This window comes from Paenibacillus peoriae, from assembly GCF_022531965.1.
Taxonomy (GTDB): Bacteria; Bacillota; Bacilli; order Paenibacillales; family Paenibacillaceae; genus Paenibacillus; species Paenibacillus polymyxa_D.
In genome coordinates this window covers 3,751,494-3,774,034 of record NZ_CP092831.1, presented here as the reverse complement: position 1 = coordinate 3,774,034, position 22,541 = coordinate 3,751,494, and the positions used below count along the sequence as shown (strand labels likewise).

18 protein-coding genes are annotated in these 22,541 nt (G+C 47.5%); all 18 read left to right on the top strand.

Annotated features, from left to right (window positions below):
- The first annotated feature begins 62 nt into the window (after nt 1-62).
- The 18 genes from MLD56_RS16710 to murA all read left to right on the top strand — a co-directional run bounded on the left by MLD56_RS16710 (nt 63) and on the right by murA (nt 22,518).
- Nucleotides 63-995 carry an ABC transporter permease gene (locus MLD56_RS16710; protein WP_029517763.1) on the top strand — a complete coding sequence of 311 codons (933 nt, stop codon included), beginning with the start codon at nt 63-65 and terminating at the stop codon, nt 993-995.
- A 4-nt stretch (nt 996-999) separates the two neighbouring features.
- On the top strand, nt 1,000-1,950 hold the full coding sequence (locus MLD56_RS16705) for an ABC transporter permease (protein WP_029517762.1): 951 nt from the start codon (nt 1,000-1,002) through the stop codon (nt 1,948-1,950).
- A gap of 11 nt (nt 1,951-1,961) precedes the next feature.
- Nucleotides 1,962-2,900: an ABC transporter ATP-binding protein gene (locus MLD56_RS16700; protein ID WP_029517761.1), complete on the top strand. Its 939-nt coding sequence runs from the start codon at nt 1,962-1,964 to the stop codon at nt 2,898-2,900.
- Between the two features lie 122 nt (nt 2,901-3,022).
- Nucleotides 3,023-4,654 carry a bacillithiol biosynthesis cysteine-adding enzyme BshC gene (gene bshC / locus MLD56_RS16695; protein WP_029517760.1) on the top strand — a complete coding sequence of 544 codons (1,632 nt, stop codon included), beginning with the start codon at nt 3,023-3,025 and terminating at the stop codon, nt 4,652-4,654.
- Between the two features lie 65 nt (nt 4,655-4,719).
- Nucleotides 4,720-5,985 (top strand): adenosylhomocysteinase, encoded by a 1,266-nt coding sequence (locus tag MLD56_RS16690; RefSeq protein WP_013311100.1) that lies wholly within the window; start codon nt 4,720-4,722, stop codon nt 5,983-5,985.
- Between the two features lie 331 nt (nt 5,986-6,316).
- Nucleotides 6,317-6,754: a division/cell wall cluster transcriptional repressor MraZ gene (gene mraZ, locus MLD56_RS16685; RefSeq protein ID WP_013311099.1), complete on the top strand. Its 438-nt coding sequence runs from the start codon at nt 6,317-6,319 to the stop codon at nt 6,752-6,754.
- A 17-nt stretch (nt 6,755-6,771) separates the two neighbouring features.
- Entirely contained in the window at nt 6,772-7,722 is a 951-nt protein-coding gene (gene rsmH / locus MLD56_RS16680; RefSeq protein WP_023989455.1) for a 16S rRNA (cytosine(1402)-N(4))-methyltransferase RsmH, read from the top strand.
- Nucleotides 7,723-7,746: 24 nt separating this feature from the next.
- Nucleotides 7,747-8,127 (top strand): type VI secretion system membrane subunit TssM, encoded by a 381-nt coding sequence (locus tag MLD56_RS16675; protein WP_029517759.1) that lies wholly within the window; start codon nt 7,747-7,749, stop codon nt 8,125-8,127.
- A 60-nt stretch (nt 8,128-8,187) separates the two neighbouring features.
- Complete coding sequence (locus MLD56_RS16670) at nt 8,188-10,542, top strand: penicillin-binding transpeptidase domain-containing protein (protein ID WP_029517758.1); 2,355 nt, start codon at nt 8,188-8,190, stop codon at nt 10,540-10,542.
- Between the two features lie 81 nt (nt 10,543-10,623).
- Entirely contained in the window at nt 10,624-12,540 is a 1,917-nt protein-coding gene (locus tag MLD56_RS16665) for a stage V sporulation protein D (protein WP_025721601.1), read from the top strand.
- A 55-nt stretch (nt 12,541-12,595) separates the two neighbouring features.
- Nucleotides 12,596-14,083: a UDP-N-acetylmuramoyl-L-alanyl-D-glutamate--2,6-diaminopimelate ligase gene (locus tag MLD56_RS16660; RefSeq protein ID WP_029517757.1), complete on the top strand. Its 1,488-nt coding sequence runs from the start codon at nt 12,596-12,598 to the stop codon at nt 14,081-14,083.
- Complete coding sequence (locus MLD56_RS16655) at nt 14,083-15,486, top strand: UDP-N-acetylmuramoyl-tripeptide--D-alanyl-D-alanine ligase (RefSeq protein WP_029517756.1); 1,404 nt, start codon at nt 14,083-14,085, stop codon at nt 15,484-15,486. The genes MLD56_RS16660 and MLD56_RS16655 overlap by 1 nt, the downstream gene beginning before the upstream one ends.
- A 22-nt stretch (nt 15,487-15,508) precedes the next feature.
- The gene (gene mraY, locus MLD56_RS16650) at nt 15,509-16,477 is read left to right on the top strand and encodes a phospho-N-acetylmuramoyl-pentapeptide-transferase (RefSeq protein WP_013311092.1); all 969 of its coding nucleotides are present in this window, start codon (nt 15,509-15,511) and stop codon (nt 16,475-16,477) included.
- Nucleotides 16,478-16,481: 4 nt separating this feature from the next.
- Nucleotides 16,482-17,903 (top strand): UDP-N-acetylmuramoyl-L-alanine--D-glutamate ligase, encoded by a 1,422-nt coding sequence (murD, locus tag MLD56_RS16645; RefSeq protein ID WP_029517755.1) that lies wholly within the window; start codon nt 16,482-16,484, stop codon nt 17,901-17,903.
- Nucleotides 17,904-17,952: 49 nt separating this feature from the next.
- On the top strand, nt 17,953-19,050 hold the full coding sequence (spoVE, locus tag MLD56_RS16640; RefSeq protein ID WP_029517754.1) for a stage V sporulation protein E: 1,098 nt from the start codon (nt 17,953-17,955) through the stop codon (nt 19,048-19,050).
- Between the two features lie 6 nt (nt 19,051-19,056).
- On the top strand, nt 19,057-20,166 hold the full coding sequence (gene murG, locus MLD56_RS16635; RefSeq protein WP_029517753.1) for an undecaprenyldiphospho-muramoylpentapeptide beta-N-acetylglucosaminyltransferase: 1,110 nt from the start codon (nt 19,057-19,059) through the stop codon (nt 20,164-20,166).
- 146 nt (nt 20,167-20,312) lie between these two features.
- Nucleotides 20,313-21,218, top strand: a complete 906-nt coding sequence (murB, locus tag MLD56_RS16630; RefSeq protein WP_029517752.1) for a UDP-N-acetylmuramate dehydrogenase — start codon at nt 20,313-20,315, stop codon at nt 21,216-21,218.
- On the top strand, nt 21,208-22,518 hold the full coding sequence (gene murA, locus MLD56_RS16625) for a UDP-N-acetylglucosamine 1-carboxyvinyltransferase (RefSeq protein WP_193373358.1): 1,311 nt from the start codon (nt 21,208-21,210) through the stop codon (nt 22,516-22,518). The genes murB and murA overlap by 11 nt, the downstream gene beginning before the upstream one ends.
- Nucleotides 22,519-22,541 lie beyond the last annotated feature (23 nt).

The window sequence follows — 22,541 nt, the reverse complement described above, 5'->3', positions numbered from 1 at the left end:
ACCCAACTCTATTTCTATAGAATCGAATGGTGTCGAAAAAATATGGGGGGTGTAAACGGGCGATGGCGCGTTATTTGATCAGTAAATTTATATTTATGCTTATTTCTTTGCTCATTCTGATCTCTGCGACGTTCTTTCTGATGAAGGCAATTCCAGGTAACCCTTTTATGAGCGAAAGAGCGACGTCTCCTGAGATTCAAGCCCGATTAATGGAACAGTATGGGTTGGATAAGCCTGTATATGTACAATATTTTAAATACTTAGGTGATATTGTTACGGGTGATTTTGGTATTTCTATGAAAAAATTGAATCAAGATGTGAGCGACATTATTGGACAGACCTTTATGGTATCATTAAAATTAGGTCTGGTAGCAATTATTGTCTCCATTATTGTCGGTATTTTACTAGGCATGCTGGCGGCTTTGTACCATCGTAGACTCATTGATACCGTAGCGATGATATTGGCAATTCTAGGTATTGCGGTTCCCAGCTTCGTTTTGGCATCATTAATCCAGTTCTTTTTTGCCCAAAAGTTGGAATTGTTTAATGTTATGGGTTTTGAGGGCCCAATGGACTACGTTCTGCCTGTTGCGGCTTTGTCCGCTCAACCAATTGCGTTTATTGCACGATTGACGCGTTCCAGTATGATAGAAGTACTGCATGCAGATTATATCAAAACGGCCAAAGCTAAAGGCTTGAAATCCATTACGATCATGTTCAAGCACGTTGTGCGGAATGCTATTTTGCCAGTTGTTACCTACGTAGGTCCAATGACAGCGAATATTATTACCGGATCTGTGGTTATTGAACGGATTTTCGGGATTGGCGGTATTGGTAAAGTGTTTGTGGAAAGTATCACAAGCCGTGATTACACTATGATTATGGGGATAACGATTTTTTACGGTGTTTTGCTTATGTTAGCGCGTTTTATTACAGATGTCGCGTATGGGTTTATTGATCCTCGGATTAAGCTGTCCGGCGGGAAGGAGGGGTAACTTTATGTCTGTGAAAGACAATGCTGTGAATTTGGATAAACTTCAGGTGAAACCGGAAGATTTCCAAAAAATAGGTGTCGATGAAAAGCAGTCTGAAGTTATTCAGCGAGAAAGCTTATCTGCTTGGCGCGATGCCTGGGAACGACTTCGTAAAAACAAGGTTGCAATGACTAGCTTGATTGTTTTAGTTCTGATTGTGCTTTTTTCTTTAATCGGCCCGATATTGTCACCCTATAATTATTACTCTAATGATTTACTCAGCACGAATCTGCCACCTTCCGCGGAGCATTGGTTCGGTACGGATGATCTTGGACGTGATATGTTTGTCCGTACATGGATGGGAGCACGGATTTCCTTGACGATAGGTCTGGCTGCAGCTTTGATTGATTTGCTGATTGGTGTTATTTATGGTGGAATTATGGGTTACTTTGGTGGCCGCGTTGATGAAATCATGAATAAATTTTCTGAAATCTTGTACTCCATTCCTTACTTGCTTGTTACGATCCTGTTGCTGGTTGTACTGGAGCCAAGTATCACTACAATCATTATTGCGCTTTGTGTGACCGGGTGGATTAACATGTCGTGGATTGTACGTGGTGAAATGATGCAACTCAAAAACAGAGAGTTTGTACTTGCTTCCCGTTCCATGGGTGCTGGAGCAGGTCGTTTGCTTTTCCGCCACCTCTTGCCTAATGCAGTAGGTCCGATCATCGTTACATTGACGTTGAGCGTTCCGACCGCTATTTTTTCCGAAGCTTTCCTGAGCTTCCTCGGGTTAGGGGTACCGAATCCGGAGGCATCGCTGGGTTCAATGATTGAATCAGCTCTGACCGGGTGGATGTATTACCCGTGGCGGATGCTTTTCCCGGCAGGTTTGATCAGTTTGATTATGCTTGCGTTCAACCTTTTTGGCGACGGCTTGCGTGATGCGCTTGATCCGAAGTTGAAGAAATAGGAGGTGAGATCATGGTGAGTAGCAACAATTTAATTGAGGTTGAAGGTCTTAAAAAGTATTTTAATGTTGGCAAAAACCGTGTGCTCAAAGCGGTGGACAACCTGAATTTCTATATTCGTGAGGGTGAAACGCTGGGTATGGTTGGCGAATCCGGCTGTGGTAAGTCTACAGCGGGTCGTACGATTTTGCGCTTGTATGAACCTACAGCAGGAAGCGTACGTTTTAACGGGACGGATATTTACAAATTATCACCGAGTAAAATGAAAGCCATGCGCCGTGATATGCAGATGATCTTTCAAGATCCGTATGCATCATTGAACCCGCGTTTTACTGTTTCTGATATTATTGGTGAGGCGCTGGATATTCACAATATGGCGGGTAGCCGTGCAGAACGTAAGAAACGGATTGAAGAGTTACTTGATCTGGTTGGTTTGAACCCTGACCATGCAACACGCTATCCGCATGAGTTTTCTGGTGGTCAACGTCAGCGGATCGGTATTGCACGCGCACTAGCGGTTAATCCTAAATTCATCATTTGTGATGAGCCGATTTCAGCTCTTGACGTATCTATCCAGGCTCAGGTTGTCAACCTGCTAAAAGAGCTTCAAGAACGTTTGGGTCTGACATATCTGTTCATTGCGCATGATCTGTCGATGGTTAAGCACATCAGTGATCGGGTAGCTGTAATGTATATGGGTAGAATGGTCGAGCTTGCAGAAAGCGCTGAGTTGTATGCAAATCCGATCCATCCTTATACGAAAATGCTTTTGTCGGCGATCCCACTTCCTGATCCAGAAGTAGAAGCTAACAAAAAACGGATTATTATGCCAGGCGACCAAGCAGGCCCGATTCATGATGCATCTGGCAATAAGACAGGGGCTTATAACCTGGAAAATGCCACGCTTATCGAAGTGTCTAAAGGACATTTTGTAGCTGAGCCTTACGCCTGATCTTGTTTTATGCAACAACCGCCGAGTTATTCGGCGGTTTTTTTTGTAGGAAGCTTTGACGTGGACATGGGCTTTCGGTACAATCAAGCAGTAAGGTTTTGGTGGAGACAGGAGGCAGACCCATGAAAATAATTCCGGAAACGCTTCGCGGAGGGTCGGCTTTGGCAGAAGATTATATACAGGGTACGGGACGCGCAAGCGATTTGTATGAGTATAATGTGCTGCACGCCGATGCTTATGCCCAACGGGCGAAGTGGCTGGATAAGACGGGGCATCTGCGATTAAACCGTAAGGATGTCGTAGCATGTCTTCGTATATACAATGAGAAATACAATTCGCATGAGGCGGTTCGTGCTTCATTGGACCGTCTGGATAGTCCAGATGCCTTAGTAGTAGCTGGCGGACAGCAAAGCGGACTGTTCACAGGTCCGATGCTGGTCATTTACAAAGCCGCTACAATTATTAAGGCAGCGAGAGAAGCTGAGGAACGGCTTGGACGTCCGGTTATCCCCGTCTTCTGGATTGCTGGCGAAGATCATGACTGGGATGAGGTCAATCATACATACGTAATGGCAAATGACCCACAAGCCGTCAAAATCAAGCTGAATAAGCAACTAGAACGCCGTTCTTCGGTTAGTGCGATTAAAGTTGATACTGTTGAGTGGAAGCAAGCGATAGCGGATATAGAGCAAAGCTTGCCAGATTCAGAACATAAGGCTGATATAATGCGCATGATTGAGAACGGATTAACGGACTCATATGGACTGAGTGAAGCCTTTGCCAAGTTGCTGGGCCTTTTGTTCGGCAGCTATGGATTAGTACTTTTGGATTCAGCAGATCCTTCGCTACGCAAGCTGGAAGCATCCGTTTTTAAGCGGCTGGTTCAGCACAATGATGAGTTGGAGCAGGCTTACCGGACGACTGCCACGCGGATCGTAGATTATGGCTATCATTTACAAGCGGATGTGCATGAAGGCGGCGCGAATCTCTTTTATATCCATGAAGATGAACGTTTGCTGCTTTTCAAAAAAGCTGGGCTATTCACAGATCGACACGGTCTGGTGGTGTTTACTGTGGATGAACTGCTTGAAGAGATAGATAGACATCCCGAACGTTTTAGTAATAATGTGCTAACTCGTCCTCTAATGCAGGATTCAATGTTTCCGGTGCTGGCATCTGTGCTGGGTCTAGGAGAGATTGCTTACTGGGCGATTACACGGGATGCTTTCGGGGTGTTGGAGATGCAGATGCCGATACTGCTGCCACGGATGTCTTTTACGTTGGTAGAGTCAGGTGTGGAGAAGCATATGCTTAAGTATGAATTAAGTTTTGGTCAAGTTCGAGACGGACTTGAGGAACGGAAAAAGCAATGGATTGCCACTCAAGACCAGCTTGGAATGCAGGATCAGTTTTCCGGGGCAAAGGAAGCTTTTGTCCGCATGTACGAACCGCTTGTGCAGCAGACAGGTTTGATTGAAAAAGGTTTGCTACGGCTTGGAGAAACCAACCGCGATAAGATTCTGTCACAGATCGCCTATCTGGAGGCAAAAGTTCAGGAAGCGTTGCTTCGACAAAATGAAACAGCACTTCGCCAGTGGGATCGTATTGAATGGTCGCTTTTCCCATTTGGACAGCCGCAGGAGCGGGCGTATACGATCTATCATTTTCTGAATCGTTATGGTCTCAGTCTGATGGATACGATTATGAATGTACCATTGGATTTGACGGGGACGCATCGTGTTATTTATGTATAATTTGTTGTTTTATATAGGATTTATCATGGAATAAAATTTAACCAATTTGAAGGAGGAAACAAAGTATGACTTCCCATTCTCTGCAAAATAGCATAGTTCACGATCTTAAATTGGCTCCTGAAGGTCATTTGAAAATTGATTGGGTAGAAGCACATATGCCGGTATTGAACCGTATACGTCAACAATTCGAGCAAGAACAGCCTTTTGCTGGTTTGAAGGTAACCATCTGTCTACATCTGGAGGCCAAAACGGCTTATTTGGCTAAAGTGGTACAAGCAGGTGGAGCGCAGGTAACTATTACGGGTAGTAATCCATTGTCCACACAAGATGATGTTTGCGCCGCATTAGTTGAAGATGGCGTTACAGTATTAGCTAAATACAATCCGGACCCAGAAGAATTCAAAAATTTGCAAATCAAGGCACTGGAAACAAAGCCGGATCTCATTATAGATGATGGTGGTGACTTGGTTACTCTGTTGCAATCCGAACGGCCTGATCTGATTTCTACGATCCGTGGGGGAGCAGAGGAGACAACTACTGGCATTATTCGTTTGAAGGCATTGGAAAAAGAAGGGCAACTTCACTTTCCGATGGTGGCTGTTAATGATGCTTACTGCAAATATTTGTTTGACAACCGCTATGGTACAGGACAGTCAGCTTTCGACGGCATTATTCGTACGACTAATCTGGTTGTAGCCGGAAGTACAGTGGTTGTGGTAGGTTATGGCTGGTGTGGCAAAGGGGTTGCAATGCGTGCGAAAGGGTTGGGAGCCAACGTTGTTGTAACCGAAGTTGATCCAATCAAGGCTGTAGAAGCCCATATGGATGGTTTCCATGTGTTACCAATGGTAGAGGCTGCCAAACTGGGTGATTTCTTTATTACAGTAACTGGTAACAAGGCTGTAATTACAGGGGAACACTTTGATGTGATGAAGGATGGGGCTGTGCTGTGTAACGCAGGGCATTTTGATGTGGAGGTTAGTAAGCCTGAGCTTGCTAAACGTTCCGAATCCATTCGTACGGTGCGTCGTAATATTGAGGAATATCGCTTTAAAGATGGACGTAAAATGTATTTGCTGGCAGAAGGACGCCTTGTGAATCTAGCTGCCGCCGATGGTCATCCAGCAGAAATTATGGATACGACATTTGCGCTTCAGGCGCTTGGCTTGAAATACGTGAATGATCGTTATAATGAGCTTGGTAAGGCCGTTATCAATGTACCTTATGAAATTGATGAGCAGGTAGCTCGATTCAAGCTTGATAGTCTGGGAATTCAAATTGACACGTTAACTGAAGACCAAAAGATCTATTTGGACAGCTGGAACGCGTAAGCGGATTTTTCGTCACGATTTTCGCTGCAAAAGTGTTGTGTTTTTAATGCAAGTGTTTGTTTAGGTTGACATAATGGACAGAGAGTAAGCCCTTTATTCCGTGTGGTTTCGAAACCTGATGCATATTGTCGGGTGCCGGCTTCATGGGATAAGGGGCTTTTTTGTATCTTATGACGCAGGGCTACAATAACAGACATAATGCTATGGATCCAGCTTCTATCACTTTTTGGTAATGAAAAAGAGGTCTTTGATTTTTTAAAGCGAATCTATTATGCTTAGGTGGTGGAAAGTGGGCCAAAGTGGGAGAATGGGGTAAGGGGTGACGAAACCAATGTTTATGGGGGAGTTCCAACATAGCATTGATGAGAAGGGTCGGCTTACTGTACCGGCCAAGTTTCGTGAACTTCTCGGTGCCTCGTTCGTGGTTACCCGCGGGCTGGACCAATGCCTCTTCGTGTATCCTATGGATGAGTGGGCTGTCATGGAGAAAAAACTTAAAGCACTGCCTCTGATGAAGGCCGATGCGCGGGCGTTTACCCGTTTTTTTTTCTCGGGGGCGACTGAATGCGAATTGGACAAACAGGGCAGGGTAAATTTACCGGGGAATTTGTGCGAATACGCCAAGCTTACTAAAGAGTGCGTCGTATTGGGAGTGTCCACCCGTGTAGAGATTTGGAGTAAGCACACTTGGGAGCAATATTTCAACCAATCAGAGGAAGCATTTAATGACATTGCTGAGAAATTGGTTGATTTCAACTTTGAATTGTAATTTAGGAGGTCAGCCGTTTGTTTCACCACATTACCGTACTCAAAGAAGAAGCAACACAGGCACTAAACATCAGGCAGGACGGGATTTATGTGGACTGCACGTTGGGAGGGGCAGGACACAGTTCCGTCATTGCATCACAGCTTGGCCCTGAGGGAAGGCTTATTGCCTTTGATCAGGACGACTGGGCATTGAACAATGCGCGAGAGAAGCTGTCAGCCTATGAAGGAAAGATTTCATTAGTGAAATCTAACTTCCGCCACTTGCAGGACAAGCTGACTGAATTGGGATTGCCCGAAAAAGACGGCGTCCCGCAGGTCCAGGGTATTTTGTTCGATCTGGGTGTGTCCTCGCCCCAGTTCGATGAGGGGGAACGGGGATTTAGTTACAATCATGATGCGCCGCTTGATATGCGGATGGATCAGAGTAGCTCGCTTACGGCTTACGAAATTGTCAATGAATGGTCGGAAGCAGAGATTGCGCGTATTTTGTTTCATTACGGAGAAGAGAAGTTTTCACGGCGGATCGCAAAGATCATGATTGAACGTCGATTGAACAAGCCTATTCACACAACAGGGGAACTTGTCGATATTATCAAAGAAGGAATTCCGGCTGCGGCACGCAGAACCGGGGGACATCCGGCTAAACGCAGTTTCCAGGCTTTGCGGATTGCTGTAAATGATGAGTTGGGTGCACTGGAAGATACTTTGCATCAGGCAATAAGATGTCTGGCTCCAGGAGGCAGAATTTCGGTCATTACATTCCATTCTCTGGAGGATCGGATATGCAAGCATATTTTCAAGGAGTATTTGGCGAAAAGCATCTATCCATCTGATTTGCCTATTTTGGAGGACAAAATGATAGGCGATCTGAAGCTGGTGAACCGTAAGCCGATTGTAGCGTCAGAGCAGGAATTGGAGCTTAATCCACGGTCCCGGTCAGCGAAGCTGAGAGTTGCCGAAAAATTGTAAATTTAATGGAGAAGGAGAGGCGACATGGCTTATACACGCGGTAATTTGGCTGTAAAAGAAAGAGCCCGTCAGGAACAGGTTCAGCAACAACGGTATCGTGAGACCACCAAAGTCGTTACACGCCGCAGAGAGCTGCCGATTCGAGAAAAGCTGCTGTATCTATTGACACTTGTAGCGTGCATTGTCATTGCTGGTATGTTGATTGGCAGGTACGCTCACATTTATCAAATCAATTATTCGATTAATACGGCAAGCAAGGACATTTCCAAATTACAGACCAATATCGCCCAACTGAAGATTCAAAAAGAGCGTCTGGAAAATCAGATCGTGCCGACTGCAAAGGAACAGGGATATATCGAACCAACAAGAGAGCCCATTCGTGTGGAAAAGCAGGCTGCCAAATAGTTAAGGGCATAGCATCAAGCTATGCTCTGACGTACATTTTTTTGCAGAGAGGTTTGAGCTATGGTCAAAAGAATAAAGCTTCGTACACTGCTGATAGGGGGATGTATTACCCTCTTTTTTCTTGTTCTGCTACTTAAGGTATTTTGGATTCAAGTTGTGAGCGGGGAGTACTGGCATAACCTGGTAGTTACTCAAGTGGAAAAAGATCAGGTGATTCAGCCCAAGCGTGGAACCATTACGGACCGTAAAGGAAACGTATTGGCTACGGATGCACCGGCTTATACGGTAGTTGTCAATCCTACCATCATTCAGGAGTATGATTTGGAGAATGAGGTTGTAGCTAAGCTACACCAATTACTCAAAACACCTGAGGATGAGCTGAGAAGGCATCTTTCTGCAAAGGATAAAGCGGGGAACTACTTAAAAAACCGCGAGATCCGCAATGGAGGCTGGAAGGTAGATCCTGAGGTCAAGGCACAAGTGGATACGTTCAAAGAGTATTTGAAGGATAAGTATCAAGTAATTGGAGCTGTGGACACTGTTCAAGGATCCAAACGCTATTATCCAGAAAATAAGCTGGCTTCCCATGTTCTTGGCTATCAAAGAAAAGATGGCACAGCAGGTATGGGGTTGGAAGCTTATTATAATAAAGAGCTCTCGGGGACGGCTGGAAAGCTTCTCTATCAGCGGGATCGGAAGGGAGTTCCTCTTCAAGGATCGGGAAGTGTCTATGAGCCGGCACAAAATGGTAAAAATTTAAAGCTGACGATTGACGATACGATTCAGTATTATATAGAGGATGCCATGCAGGAAGCTATAGCAAAATACAATCCGAAAACGATGACTGTGGTAGCGGCTGATCCCAAAACGATGGATGTTCTCGGTATGGCGACCTACCCGAATTTTAATCCCAATACATATGGGAGTACACCTTTGGAATATTTCCGTAATAATGCTACTCAGTCCATCTACGAGCCGGGCTCCACGTTTAAGATTGTCACTTTGGCTGCCGCGGTTCAAGAAAAGGTATTCAATCCGAATGAATCCTACCAATCTGGTATGATTCGGGTCGGAGGCTGGGATATTCGTGACGTAAGCCGTAACTGGGGAACGTTAACTTATCTTCAGGGAGTCAAGCGTTCAAGTAACGTCGGCTTTGTCCATCTGGGGCTGGATAAGTTGGGTGGCGAAAGGCTGAAGAAATATATTAATAACTTTGGTTTCGGGGTGAAAACGGGTATTGATCTTCCGAGTGAGTCTACCGGAGCTATCACATTCCATACCCAGTACAAATCCGAGGTCGCAACGGCTTCATATGGACACGGACGTGTCCAGGTGACGCCAATCCAGCAGGTAGCTGCCATCTCGGCAATTGCTAACGGGGGGAAGCTGATGCAGCCTCATCTGGTAAAGGAAATTATAAACCCAGATACAGGCGAAGTGCAGACGATTCAGCCAAAGGAAATCCGCCAAGTGATTACTCAGGAATCTGCAGCTCAGACAAGCAGCTATCTGGAGCAGGTTGTGTCTGACCAGGAAATTGGTACGGGACGCCTTGCTTATATCGACGGATATCGTGTAGCTGGTAAAACAGGTACAGCGACGAAAGTCGTTGGAAAAGTATATGACCATTCGAAGGATGTCGTGTCCTTTATAGGTTTTGCACCGGTAAATGATCCGAAAATGGCTGTTTTGGTTGTTATGGACGAACCTAACAAATCGGTAGGCGGCGGTACAGCAGCAGCGCCTGTATTTAAAAAAATCGTATCCCAATCGTTGCAATATATGGGTGTTCCAAAAACGGGAACTAAAACGAATAAATCAGGTGGTGCTGTTGTAAAAACAGTGAATTTGCCAACGGTACCACAATTAACGGGTCAGGTGAAGAAGGATGCGCAAAACGCATTGCTCAAACAGGGGATTGCCTATGAAACGGTAGGCAAAGGCTCCAAAATTGTTCGCCAGTATCCTGAAGCAGGCGTCAAAATGAAACCCGGACAACGCATTTACTTGCTGACTGAGGATAGTGCTAACATGACTATTCCTGATTTTACAGGTGTTTCGTTGCGTGACACACTTCAAGTCCTAACCCTTATGAGGGTTGGTGTGCAGGTAAGCGGCGAAGGTTATGTCGTCTCTCAAAAGGCGCAAATGGTAAATGGAAAGCGAATCGTCAGTGTGATGCTTCAGCCGGCCAAAGAAACGGTGACCGGAGTGAAACCGGAGGAAACACAGGACTCGACTAATGGAGTTGCAGCTAACCAGATTGGGAGCGCGACAAAAACGGAGGCCGATAATAAAAACGAATCCGGTACTACTGCCGAAGCTGGAACAGACGCGGGAGCTCCTAAGAGAGGAATATCGGCTGTTGCAGATGAGAAAAGTGCTGCTGAGATTAAAGGCGAGGATAACTGATAGCTTGTTCTAATGTTCGTTCTTTTGAATATTCATGAGGTAAGACATGTCATGAGTATTTGAGGAACGGAGGGAGCGCGTTTGAAAAAATCTAACGTGACCATGCGGCGAAGGCTGGTATGGGGGCTAATGGGATTATTTGTACTGTTTGCGGCCTTGTCGATCCGGCTCGCCTATGTTCAATTGGGTAAAGGAGGCGAGCTCTCGGCCAAGGCTGAGGATTCGTGGCGCCGCAATATTCCATTTGCCGCCAAGCGTGGCGAAATTTTGGATCGGCAGGGTACGGCGCTGACCTACAATGTCAGTTCGCCCACAGTCATGGCGATACCAGTACAGATTAAGAAGCCGGAAGAAACGGCACGCAGGCTGGCGCCCTTGCTGGATATGAGTGAGGATAAAGTGCTCAAGCTGATTACCAAACGAACAGCAAGCCAAAAACTTCAGCCCGGCGGACGAAAAATTACGATGGAGAAAGCGCAGCAAATTCGTGATTTGAAGCTGCCGGGTATCGTTGTTGCTGAAGACAACAAACGTTATTATCCTTATGGTGATCTAGCCGCTCATATTCTTGGGTTTACAGGAATTGATAATCAAGGGCTGACAGGCGTAGAGAAGCAGCAAAACAGTAAGCTTCGGGGAATTGACGGAAGTATTGCATATTTATCAGATGCAGGTGGTCGTCTGATGCCAGGTTCTTCCGAAAAATACATTGAACCGAAGGATGGACTGAATTTACAATTAACCATTGATAAGTCTGTGCAGTCCATTATGGAGCGGGAGCTTGACCAAGCCATGGTCAAATTTCAGGCGAAGTCCGCGTTGTCTATAGCTATGAACCCCAAGACGGGTGAAATATTAGGCATGGCTGGACGACCAAGCTATGAGCCAGCGCTATACAAGCAATATGCGCCTGAAATCTACAATCGAAATCTGCCTATCTGGATGACATATGAACCTGGGTCTACTTTTAAAATTATTACATTGGCGGCTGCCTTGGAAGAAAAGAAGGTCAATCTCAAAAATGACCGTTTTTTTGATCCGGGATATATTGAAGTCGGTGGAGCACGCCTGCGTTGCTGGAAGAAAGGCGGACATGGGAGCCAAACTTTCCTTCAAGTGGTGGAGAATTCTTGCAACCCTGGTTTTGTAACATTGGGGCAGCGGTTAGGCAAAGAAACACTGTTCAAGTACATTCGCAATTTTGGCTTCGGCAGCAAAACGGGGATCGACATGATTGGTGAGGGCAACGGCATTTTGTTCAAGCTACCTCAGGTAGGTCCTGTAGAACTGGCGACGACCGCTTTTGGTCAAGGGGTGTCTGTCACCCCGATCCAGCAGGTTACGGCTGTATCAGCGGCAATCAATGGCGGTAATCTTTACAAGCCTCACATTACAAAAGGTTGGGTTCAGCCGGGAACCGGAAAAGTGCTGGAAAAAGTAGAACCAGAACTGGTACGTAGGGTCATTTCAGAGGACACCTCCCGACAGGTAAGGGAAGCGCTGGAAAGTGTCGTTGCTAAAGGTACAGGTCGTCCTGCTTTTATTGAAGGCTACCGGGTGGGAGGTAAAACGGGGACAGCACAAAAGGTGATTAACGGGCGTTATTCTTCCTCGGAGCATATTGTATCCTTTATTGGTTTTGCACCGGCAGATGATCCGCAAATCGTCGTCTATACCGCTGTCGATAACCCGAAGGGCATTCAATTCGGCGGGGTTGTTGCTGCGCCAATCGTGCAAAATATTTTAAAGGACGCGCTGATTGCCTTAAAAATACCACCTCGCACCAATCAAATTGCCAAAGAGTACAAGTATGGAGAAAATCCGATCGAAACGGTACCTGATCTGGTAGGTGCTACTGCAGCTGATTTGTACGAAGATATGAATATGAACTTTATGCTCGTAAAATCCGGGTCAGGCAAGACGGTCGTGAGTCAGGCGCCGAAGCCGGGCTCCAGATTGGAGCGGGGATCAACGATCCGTATTTACATGGGGGATTGATAGGTTCATTTTATACCATACTATGAATAACGAGAGAGCAATGGAGGAATGAAAGATGCAGCTTCAACAATTGGCTTCACTGCTGGCCGTCTCCCGTGTCGTGGGTGACGGTACAGTGGATTGCCGAGGAATCGGGGCGGATTCACGTCGAGTGCAACCGGGAGATTTATTTCTGTGTCTGCCAGGTTTTACAGTGGACGGACATGACTATGCTGAGCAGGCAATTGCGTCCGGAGCGGCAGCTTTGGTCGTTGAACGGGAACTGGATGTACCTGTTCCGCAGCTTGTAGTTAAGGATGCACGACATGCCATGGCGGTTTTGGCGGATTATATGTTTGATTCACCGAGCCGACGCATGCGCATGATCGGCATAACCGGAACCAACGGTAAAACAACGATAACTTATCTGATTGAAAAGATCATGAAGGACGCCGGGGTGAACACCGGACTGATTGGTACGATTCAAATGCGTTACGGTGGTCAGTCTTATCCAATGTCTGGCACTACGCCCGAAGCGGTGGAACTTCAACGTTATCTGGGAAATATGGCAGAGCAGGGGGTTCAATGCTGTGTCATGGAAGTATCCTCACATGCGTTGGAGCAGGGTCGCGTCAAGGGAACTGATTTTCGCACAGCTATATTTACAAACCTGACGCAGGACCACCTGGACTACCACAACACAATGGAGGAGTACCGTGCTGCAAAAGGACTTTTGTTCTCTAGGTTGGGAAATGCTTTCTCGCGCGATGCATCAGATAGCAAATATGCTGTTCTGAATGCAGACGATCCGGCTTCTTCCTATTTGCAGGCTCAAACTGCGGCCCAAGTGATTACATACGGCGTGGAAAAGGAATCTGATGTGCAGGCATCTCGTATCACTATTGGTGCCAAGGGAACCTTCTTCCATGTGTCCACTTTTAAAGGAGATACCGATATTGAGCTTCGAATGGTGGGCAAGTTCAATGTGTACAACGCACTGGCGGCCATTACCGCAGCTCTGCTGGAGGGAATTTCGCTGGCGGATATCAAGAGGAGTCTAGAGTCTATCGCAGGCGTAGATGGGCGGGTAGAGCCTGTAGATGCGGGTCAGCCCTTTGCTGTTATTGTAGACTATGCCCATACACCGGACGGATTGGAAAATGTCCTTCGCACCGTAAAGGAATTTGCGGTCGGTAAAGTATGGTGTGTATTTGGATGCGGCGGTGACCGGGATCGTACGAAACGTCCGTTGATGGGGAAAATTGCTGCGCGTTACAGTGATCATTCGTTTATTACTTCCGACAATCCGCGAACAGAGGACCCGAAAGTGATTTTGAAAGACATCGAACAAGGGCTGATTGATGAAGGTATACCCGCAGAACGATACGAATTGATCGTGGATCGCAGAACTGCAATTCATAAAGCTGTTGAAATGGCAAGCCCTGACGATGTAGTATTGATTGCGGGAAAAGGTCATGAGACTTACCAGTTGATCGGAAAAACGGTGCATGAATTCGATGACCGCATCGTAGCCAAAGAAGCGATAAGGGGTTTATCCAAGTGATGAAAAGAACAACCGGTCAGATTGCATCTATGTGTGAAGGAACACTTCACGGAGAAGCGGACGCCGAACAGATAGTCGAAGGCGTTTTTACAGATTCTCGCAGGCCGCAGAGCCAAGGGTTGTTTGTTCCACTCGTGGGCGAACGATTTGATGGGCATAATTATGTGCAGCAGATCGTAAGTGAGGCAGGTGCAGCTGCATTTTTATGGCAAAAGGATCATGGCGTACCTCCGGCTGAGAACGCTATTGAGGTAGAGGATACGTTAGAAGCCCTTCAGCATCTAGCAGCTGCATACTTACGCGAGACTGGCGTTTCTGTCGTTGGGATCACGGGAAGCAACGGCAAGACGACAACGAAAGACATCGTAAACGCTCTGCTGGGCACGACTTTTAAAGTACACAAAACCGAAGGAAATTATAACAATCATATCGGTTTGCCTTTAACGGTACTGTCCATGCCGCAGGATACAGATATTCTCATTCTGGAGATGGGCATGAGTGGACGTGGAGAGATTCGTCTGCTGGCTAATATTGCCCAACCAGATGTAGCTATCATAACGAACATAGGCGAATCGCACTTGCTGCAGCTTGGTTCTCGTGCGGAAATCGCTCGTGCAAAGTTGGAAATCACAAGTGGCCTTAAGCCCGGTGGTTTGCTGATCTACAACGGGGATGAACCACTGCTTTCACAAGTGTTGGCGGAGTCTGAAACGGTCAAGCCTGAAGGTTTAAAATTATTTACGTTCGGGCTAGCTGCAGGCAACGATGACTATCCAACTGAAATCACTTCGGATGGAGAAGGTAGCTTATTCATAACAGCCCAATCTGGCAAAGAGGCTTTCCGACTTCCCTTGCTTGGACAGCACAATGTTGTAAATGGTTTGGCAGCACTGGCGGTAGCGCGTCATTTCAATGTCGATGCAGATCATATACGTAAAGGGTTGTCGTCTTTAAAACTGACGGGCATGCGTATTGAGGTCGTGAACTGTCCTAATGGACTTACTGTGCTAAACGACGCTTATAATGCCAGTCCGGCTTCAATGAAGGCTGCAATTCAGACGTTGTCTGCGTATAAAACGGATGGACGTAAAGTCGCCGTACTTGGTGACATGCTGGAGCTGGGACCTGAGGAAAAGCAATTCCATGAGGAAATTGGAATTTTCGCGGCAAAGCACGACGTAGAGGTACTGTTTACCTACGGTGCGTTAGGCACTTCGATTGCACAGGGCGCGCAAGGGTTGATGCCAGCTGTTAACGTGCACGCTTATACAGATAAGCAAGAGTTGATCCAGCATTTGCGGGTTCATCTCCACGCCAATGATATTGTGCTGGTTAAGGCATCCAGAGGGATGCGACTAGAAGAAATTGTGGATGCGCTGAAAAACGGTCCGCTACAGAACTGATGTTGACGAGAGGGAGACTCCCATGGATATTCAATTATTACTGCTGACGATCGTCGTATCGTTTATACTGGCGGTCATTGCCGCTCCACTGCTCATTCCGCTGCTGCGGCGAATGAAATTTGGCCAGCAGGTCCGGGATGACGGGCCACAAAGCCATCTTAAAAAGATAGGTACGCCTACAATGGGCGGTATCGTGATTCTGGTGGCTTTTACGCTGACCTTTCTTAAGTTTTCAGCTATCAAAAATACGGACTTTTACGTTCTGCTGGTTGCTACGCTCGGCTTTGGGCTGATCGGCTTTTTGGACGACTATATCAAAATTGTATTCAAACGCTCGTTAGGCCTGACGGCGCGTCAAAAGCTGTTTGGACAATTATTGTTTGGCGCGATCATGTGCTGGCTTCTGCTTAGCAATGATCATAGTACTGCGATCGGCATCCCTGGAACGTCATGGTCATTTGATTGGGGCGGCTGGTTCTATTATCCGTTCATCATTATCATGATGCTGGCAATTAGCAACGCTGTCAATTTCACGGATGGGCTGGACGGGCTGCTGTCCGGTACAAGTGCCATTGCCTTTGCTGCTTATGCCATTGTCGCGATTCAGGCAACCTCGCTTCCGGCAGCAGTATGCTCAGCAGCTATGATCGGCGCTGTACTAGGATTTCTAGTATATAATGCTCATCCTGCCAAGGTGTTTATGGGTGACACAGGCTCGCTGGGAATCGGCGGCGCCATAGGTGCCATTGCCATCGTTACGAAAAGCGAAATTTTGTTTCTCATTATCGGCGGTGTATTCGTAATTGAAATGCTGTCCGTGGTCTTGCAGGTAGCTTCCTTTAAAACACGTGGCAAGCGTATTTTCAAAATGAGCCCGATTCATCATCATTTCGAGCTGTCCGGCTGGTCCGAATGGCGCGTAGTTATTACATTCTGGGCTGTAGGACTGCTGTTGGCAGGACTCGGACTTTATCTCAACAAGGGGTTGTAGACCAATGAACCATCCAGACGCATACAGAGATCAGGAAGTCGTCATTATCGGTCTGGCCAAAAGCGGCGTGCAAGTTGCCAAGGTGCTGCACCAGGCCGGAGCGAAGCTGACAGTCAATGATAAAAAAGATAGGGAACAATGTCCCGAAGCTTCTGAATTAGAGGCTTTGGGAATTTCCGTTTTATGCGGGGGTCACCCAGAGGGGTTGATTCATCATGGAGTGAAGCTGGTTGTCAAAAATCCAGGCATTCCTTATACGGCCCCTCCCGTACAGAAAGCTGTCGAGCTCGGCATTGAGGTTGTGACCGAGGTTGAGGTCGCCTACCATCTATGTAAAGCTCCGATCATCGGAATTACTGGCTCCAACGGAAAGACGACCACGACCACTTGGGTAGGCAAGCTGTTGGAGGCATCCGGCATGAATCCAATCGTGGCTGGTAATATCGGTACGCCCTTATGTGAGGCGGCTGTGGACGCCAAGTCGGATGAGTGGATGGTTGTGGAGCTGAGCAGCTTTCAGTTAAAAGGAACAAAGGATTTCAAGCCCGCTGTGGCCTGCCTGCTCAATGTAGCAGAGACCCATTTGGACTACCACGGAGGCATGGAGGACTACGTTGCATCCAAGGCGCGTCTATTTGCCAATCAAACGGCGGCGGATACTGCGGTGGTGAACTGGGACGACCCCGTCTGCCGGGAGCTGGTACCCTATATAAAAGCGAAGCTGCTTCCGTTCTCTATGACAGAACGTTTGCAGGAAGGGTTGTTCGCTGATCCGCCATACATACCGGATGTGACGGACGATATTGAACGTAGCATCGTATACCGCGATGGAAATGGTGTGCTGCATCCCATTATAGGCATAGCTGAGATTGGACTTCCGGGTCGTTTTAACGTAGAAAATGCTCTTGCTGCCTGCGCAATCGCCATTGCTGCAGGCGCAGAACCAGCAAATTTGGCGGAACCATTAAGTACTTTTCGCGGCGTAGAACATCGGCTTGAATATGTTTTAGAACACGCTGGTGTAGCTTATTACAATAATTCCAAAGCAACCAATTCGAAAGCAACGATGATGGCCTTATCTTCCTTTAAGCAGCCTATTGTACTCATTGCCGGAGGATTGGATCGTGGCTCTGATTATACAGAGCTCGTACCTTCTTTACAGGAAGGTGTGAAAGCCGTTGTGCTCCTGGGTGAGACACGGCATAAGCTGGCTGAGCGGGCCAAGCAGGCCGGAATAGAGCATGTCAAGGTCGTCGATAATGGGGAGGATGCCGCCGCTACGCTCGTGGAGGCTGTGAACAAGGCTTCTGAATTTGCTGAGACGGGAGATGTGGTATTACTCTCACCCGCCTGTGCAAGCTGGGATATGTTCCGATCCTATGAAGAGCGTGGACGTATTTTTAAAGAGGCGGCGCATAAATTGTAAGTAGGGGGGTTGGATAAGCCCCTACTTTTATGCAAGGGGTGGCCTCCTGATGAAGCAGTCTCGTCCAGCGCCGGATCTATGGCTTTTCGTTTGTATTGTAAGCTTATTAGCCATCGGCATGGTTATGGTATATAGTGCGGGCGCCGTCCTCGCTTTTCACGAGTACGGGGACTCCTACTATTTTGTTAAGCGACAATTGCTGTTTGCGGGGCTCGGCCTAGTAGCGATGTACTTTACTGCCAGAACGGACTACCGGGTCTGGCAGAAATATGCCAAGGTCGTATTGTTGATCTGTCTAGCGCTGCTGGTTGCCGTATTAATTCCCGGCATTGGTGTAGTAAGAGGCGGGGCACGAAGCTGGCTCGGTATTAGCTCTTTCGGCATTCAGCCTTCCGAGTTTATGAAGCTGGGTATGATTCTTTTTCTCGCTCGTTGGCTCAGTCGTCCTGATTATGATATTAGCTCTTTTACGCGCGGCCTGTTGCCGCCGCTTGGACTCATGGGACTGGCTTTTGGGCTTATTATGCTCCAGCCCGATTTGGGCACAGGTACGGTAATGATGGGAGCGTCCATGCTCATCGTATTTACGGCAGGCGCGCGTATGAAGCATCTCGGTCTGCTAGCTCTGTCGGGAGCAGCGGGGTTTGCTGCACTGATTGCAGCTGCGCCTTATCGACTCCAGCGCATCACAGCTTTTCTGGACCCTTGGTCCGATCCGCTTGGCGCAGGCTATCAAATTATTCAATCGCTATATGCGATTGGTCCTGGCGGGCTGGCGGGCTTGGGACTCGGCATGAGTCGACAAAAATATAGCTACGTTCCTGAGCCGCAAACTGATTTTATTTTTTCCATTTTGGCGGAGGAGCTTGGCTTTATCGGTGGAATGACGGTGCTGGGGCTCTTTTTGGTTCTCGTGTGGAGAGGAATGCGTGTCGCTATAACCATTCCGGATACCTATGGTAGTTTGCTTGCGGTGGGTATTGTCGCAATGGTTGCCGTACAGGTCGTCATTAATATTGGTGTCGTTATCGGTTTAATGCCGGTGACAGGAATAACACTGCCCTTAATCAGCTATGGAGGTTCTTCTCTGACCTTAATGCTAACTGCTCTGGGCATTTTACTAAATTTATCACGTTATGCGAGGTGAACGTTTATGCGCGTCGTGTTGAGCGGCGGCGGCACCGGAGGGCATATTTATCCGGCGTTGGCCGTAGCCAGACAGTGCGAAGAAATTGATCCAGACGCTGAATTTTTATACATTGGCGGTCAACGAGGACTCGAAAGTAAGTTGGTTCCTCAGGAAAAAATTCCATTTGAGGCTATTGATATCACAGGATTTCGTCGCAGCTTGTCTGTGGAAAATATAAAAACGATCATGCGTTTTTTCAATGGGGTTCGCAGATCCAAAGCATTATTAAAGAAATTTAAGCCAGATGTCGTTATTGGAACTGGGGGATATGTATGTGGCCCCGTCGTTTATGCAGCTTCCAAGTTGGGAATTCCCAGCATTATTCATGAGCAAAATGCAATTCCAGGGCTGACTAATACATTTCTGAGTCGCTATGTGGATACAGTGGCTGTTAGCTTTGAAGGCTCAGAAGGAGCTTTTCCCAAAGCTAAAAATGTACTTTACACCGGGAACCCGCGTGCTACAACAGTTCGTTTGGCTAACCGGGATCGGGGATTTGCTACGATTGGGGTTCCGATGGACAGCTCAGTTGTCCTTGTGGTCGGTGGCAGCAGGGGAGCGAAGGCCATTAATGACGCCATGATTGCAATGGCTCCGCAACTTTCGCAACTGAAAGACGTCCATTTTGTATATGTAACCGGAGAATCTTATTACGAGCAAACGCTGGATAGCATACGGAATCAGATCGGCTCATTGCCCAATCATCTACATGTGCTTCCCTATATTCACAATATGCCAGAGGTGCTGGCCTGTACTTCTTTAATTGTTAATCGTGCAGGTGCGTCCTTCTTGGCAGAGATTACATCGCTCGGCATTCCGTCCATTCTGATCCCATCACCTAATGTGACGAATAACCATCAGGAGGCTAATGCTCGTACCCTTGAAAAGGCAGGCGCATCCGTCATGATTGTAGAAAAGGAACTGAGTGGCCCGGCCCTGTTTCAATCTATAACGGGAATTATGAAGGATAAGGCATGGCGGAGTCGCATGGCGGAGTCGGCGTCTGCGCTTGGCAAGCCTGACTCAGCGGATATTTTAGTAAAAGAAATGGAGCGTCTTGCCCGTAAAAGGTAGTTTGCAGCGTAGAATTGGGCGGTTGTCACACACCGGATGGTATTTACATAGGATACCCTATAGATTGTGACCATCACTCAGGCTGCCGGTTGTCAGGTGAGAGCCTTATAACCATGCGGGGCAAGCAACAAGGAGGTTTCAGTACAATGCAGCAATGGATGCCATTATTAGCGGAGCATGATATCGGAAAAGTGCTGGAGCATGAGCCGCTGTCCAAATATACGACATGGAAGATTGGAGGCCCTGCGGATGCACTTGTCATCCCGGATACCAAAGAGCAGCTGGCAAGAGTTTTGAAGCTGGCTAGCGAGCACGGAATTCCCTGGATGCAGTTGGGGCGGGGCTCCAACATGCTCGTCTCTGACAAAGGGATACGGGGACTTGTGATCAAGCTGGGACCAGGATTTGATTATGTTCATTTTGAAGATGAACAGATCGTTGCTGGAGGAGGCGTTTCACTGGTCAAACTGTGCGTTATGGCCAGCAAACAGGGCCTATCCGGTCTTGAATTTGCTGGTGGTATCCCAGGATCGGTCGGTGGGGCTGTCTACATGAACGCTGGCGCCCATGGGTCTGATGTGTCACAAATATTCCAGTCCGCTGAGATTGTGCTGGATACAGGGGAATTGGCTGTGTATGATGCCGAGAATATGCATTTCAGCTATCGTCACTCTGTGTTGCATGAGCAACGTGGAATGGTGACAGAGGCAGTGTTTCGGATGAAGCGGGGCGACCGCGAGGAAATTTCAGCAGCGCTTGCGGCTTTTAAAGACCGCCGTCGGCTGACTCAGCCGCTACAGTTAGCTTGTGCAGGAAGCGTGTTCCGCAATCCTCCAGGAGACTATGCTGCCCGTCTTATTGAGAGCGCAGGTCTCAAGGGCTTGAAGGCGGGAGGCGCAGAGGTATCTGTACAGCATGCCAATTTCATTGTAAATACCGGTCAAGCGACAGCAGAGGACGTGCTTACCCTAATGAAGCATATTCAAAGTACAATATCATCTCAAACCGGCATCAAGCTAGTTCCGGAGGTTTTCGTAGTGGGTGAGCGGTAAACTCGGAGGTGATACATTGGACAAATTGGTGATTGAGGGAGGCCGTCCCCTGTCAGGCACCATACGTATCCATGGGGCAAAAAATGCGGCACTACCTATTCTTGCAGCGAGCTTACTTGCACAAGGTAAGGTAGAAATTCGGAATGTGCCCCATCTTTTAGACATTAAGGTCATGCTGCACATCCTTGAAAGACTAGGCTGTACATGCCGACATGAAGAGGAAACGGTATACGTGGATACGTCGTCCGTCCGAACGTTCCAAATTCCGGAAGATTTGATGAAGCAAATGCGCTCATCTATCTTTCTGATGGGACCGCTGCTCGCCAGATATGGAGAAGTTTCTATTTACCAGCCCGGAGGCTGTGCCATAGGCGAGCGCAAAATTGATCTTCACCTAGAGGGCTTAAAAGCTCTTGGCGCAGAGATAGAGGAAAAAGACGAGCAAATTACGTTTCGGGCCCACAAGCTGATCGGCTCGGACATCCACATGGATTTCCCGAGTGTAGGTGCAACGGAAAATATTATGATGGCCGCTGCGTTGGCTGAAGGACGAACAACAATCACCAATGCAGCGAGGGAACCGGAGATTCAGGATTTACAAAACTTCTTGAATGCCATGGGAGCCCGCATTATCGGTGCTGGAACCGACACGATTACAATTACGGGGGTCAGTTGCCTCAATCCGTGTACGTATGAGGTCATTCCTGACCGCATAGTTGCTGGAACGGTTATGATCGCAGCTGCAGCTACACGAGGAAGTGTGTCGTTGACACACTGCAATCCATCCCACTTGTCTGCCCTGATTCATGTCCTCAGGCGGGCTGGTGTTCAAGTCGGCATCTTGAATGATATAATGACCGTAAGTTGTATGAGTCGTCCCAAAGCAGTGGAGAGGATCGTTACCTCCCCTTACCCGTCTTTTCCGACGGATTTGCAATCTCAGGTCATGGTTCTGCTTTCTTTGGCGGACGGATTTAGTGTCATGAAAGAGACCGTCTTCGAAAGCCGATTCAAACATGTGGATGAACTAAATGTAATGGGTGCTGATATTACGGTTGATGCAAATGCTGCCTTTATAAGAGGAGTTTCACGTCTGTACGGGGCTACGGTAGAGGCTACCGATCTGCGGGCAGGGGCTGCGCTGGTCATAGCGGGTCTAGCGGCTCAAGGACGTACCGTTGTCGAGCAGGTTCATCATATTGACAGAGGATATGACCGGATCGAGCGTCTTTTTCAGGGACTGGGTGCCCGAATGAGCCGTCAGTCTCCGGTGACGGAGCAACTGGATTTCGTAAATTAATGCCTGTAATGTCCCTCCATTAA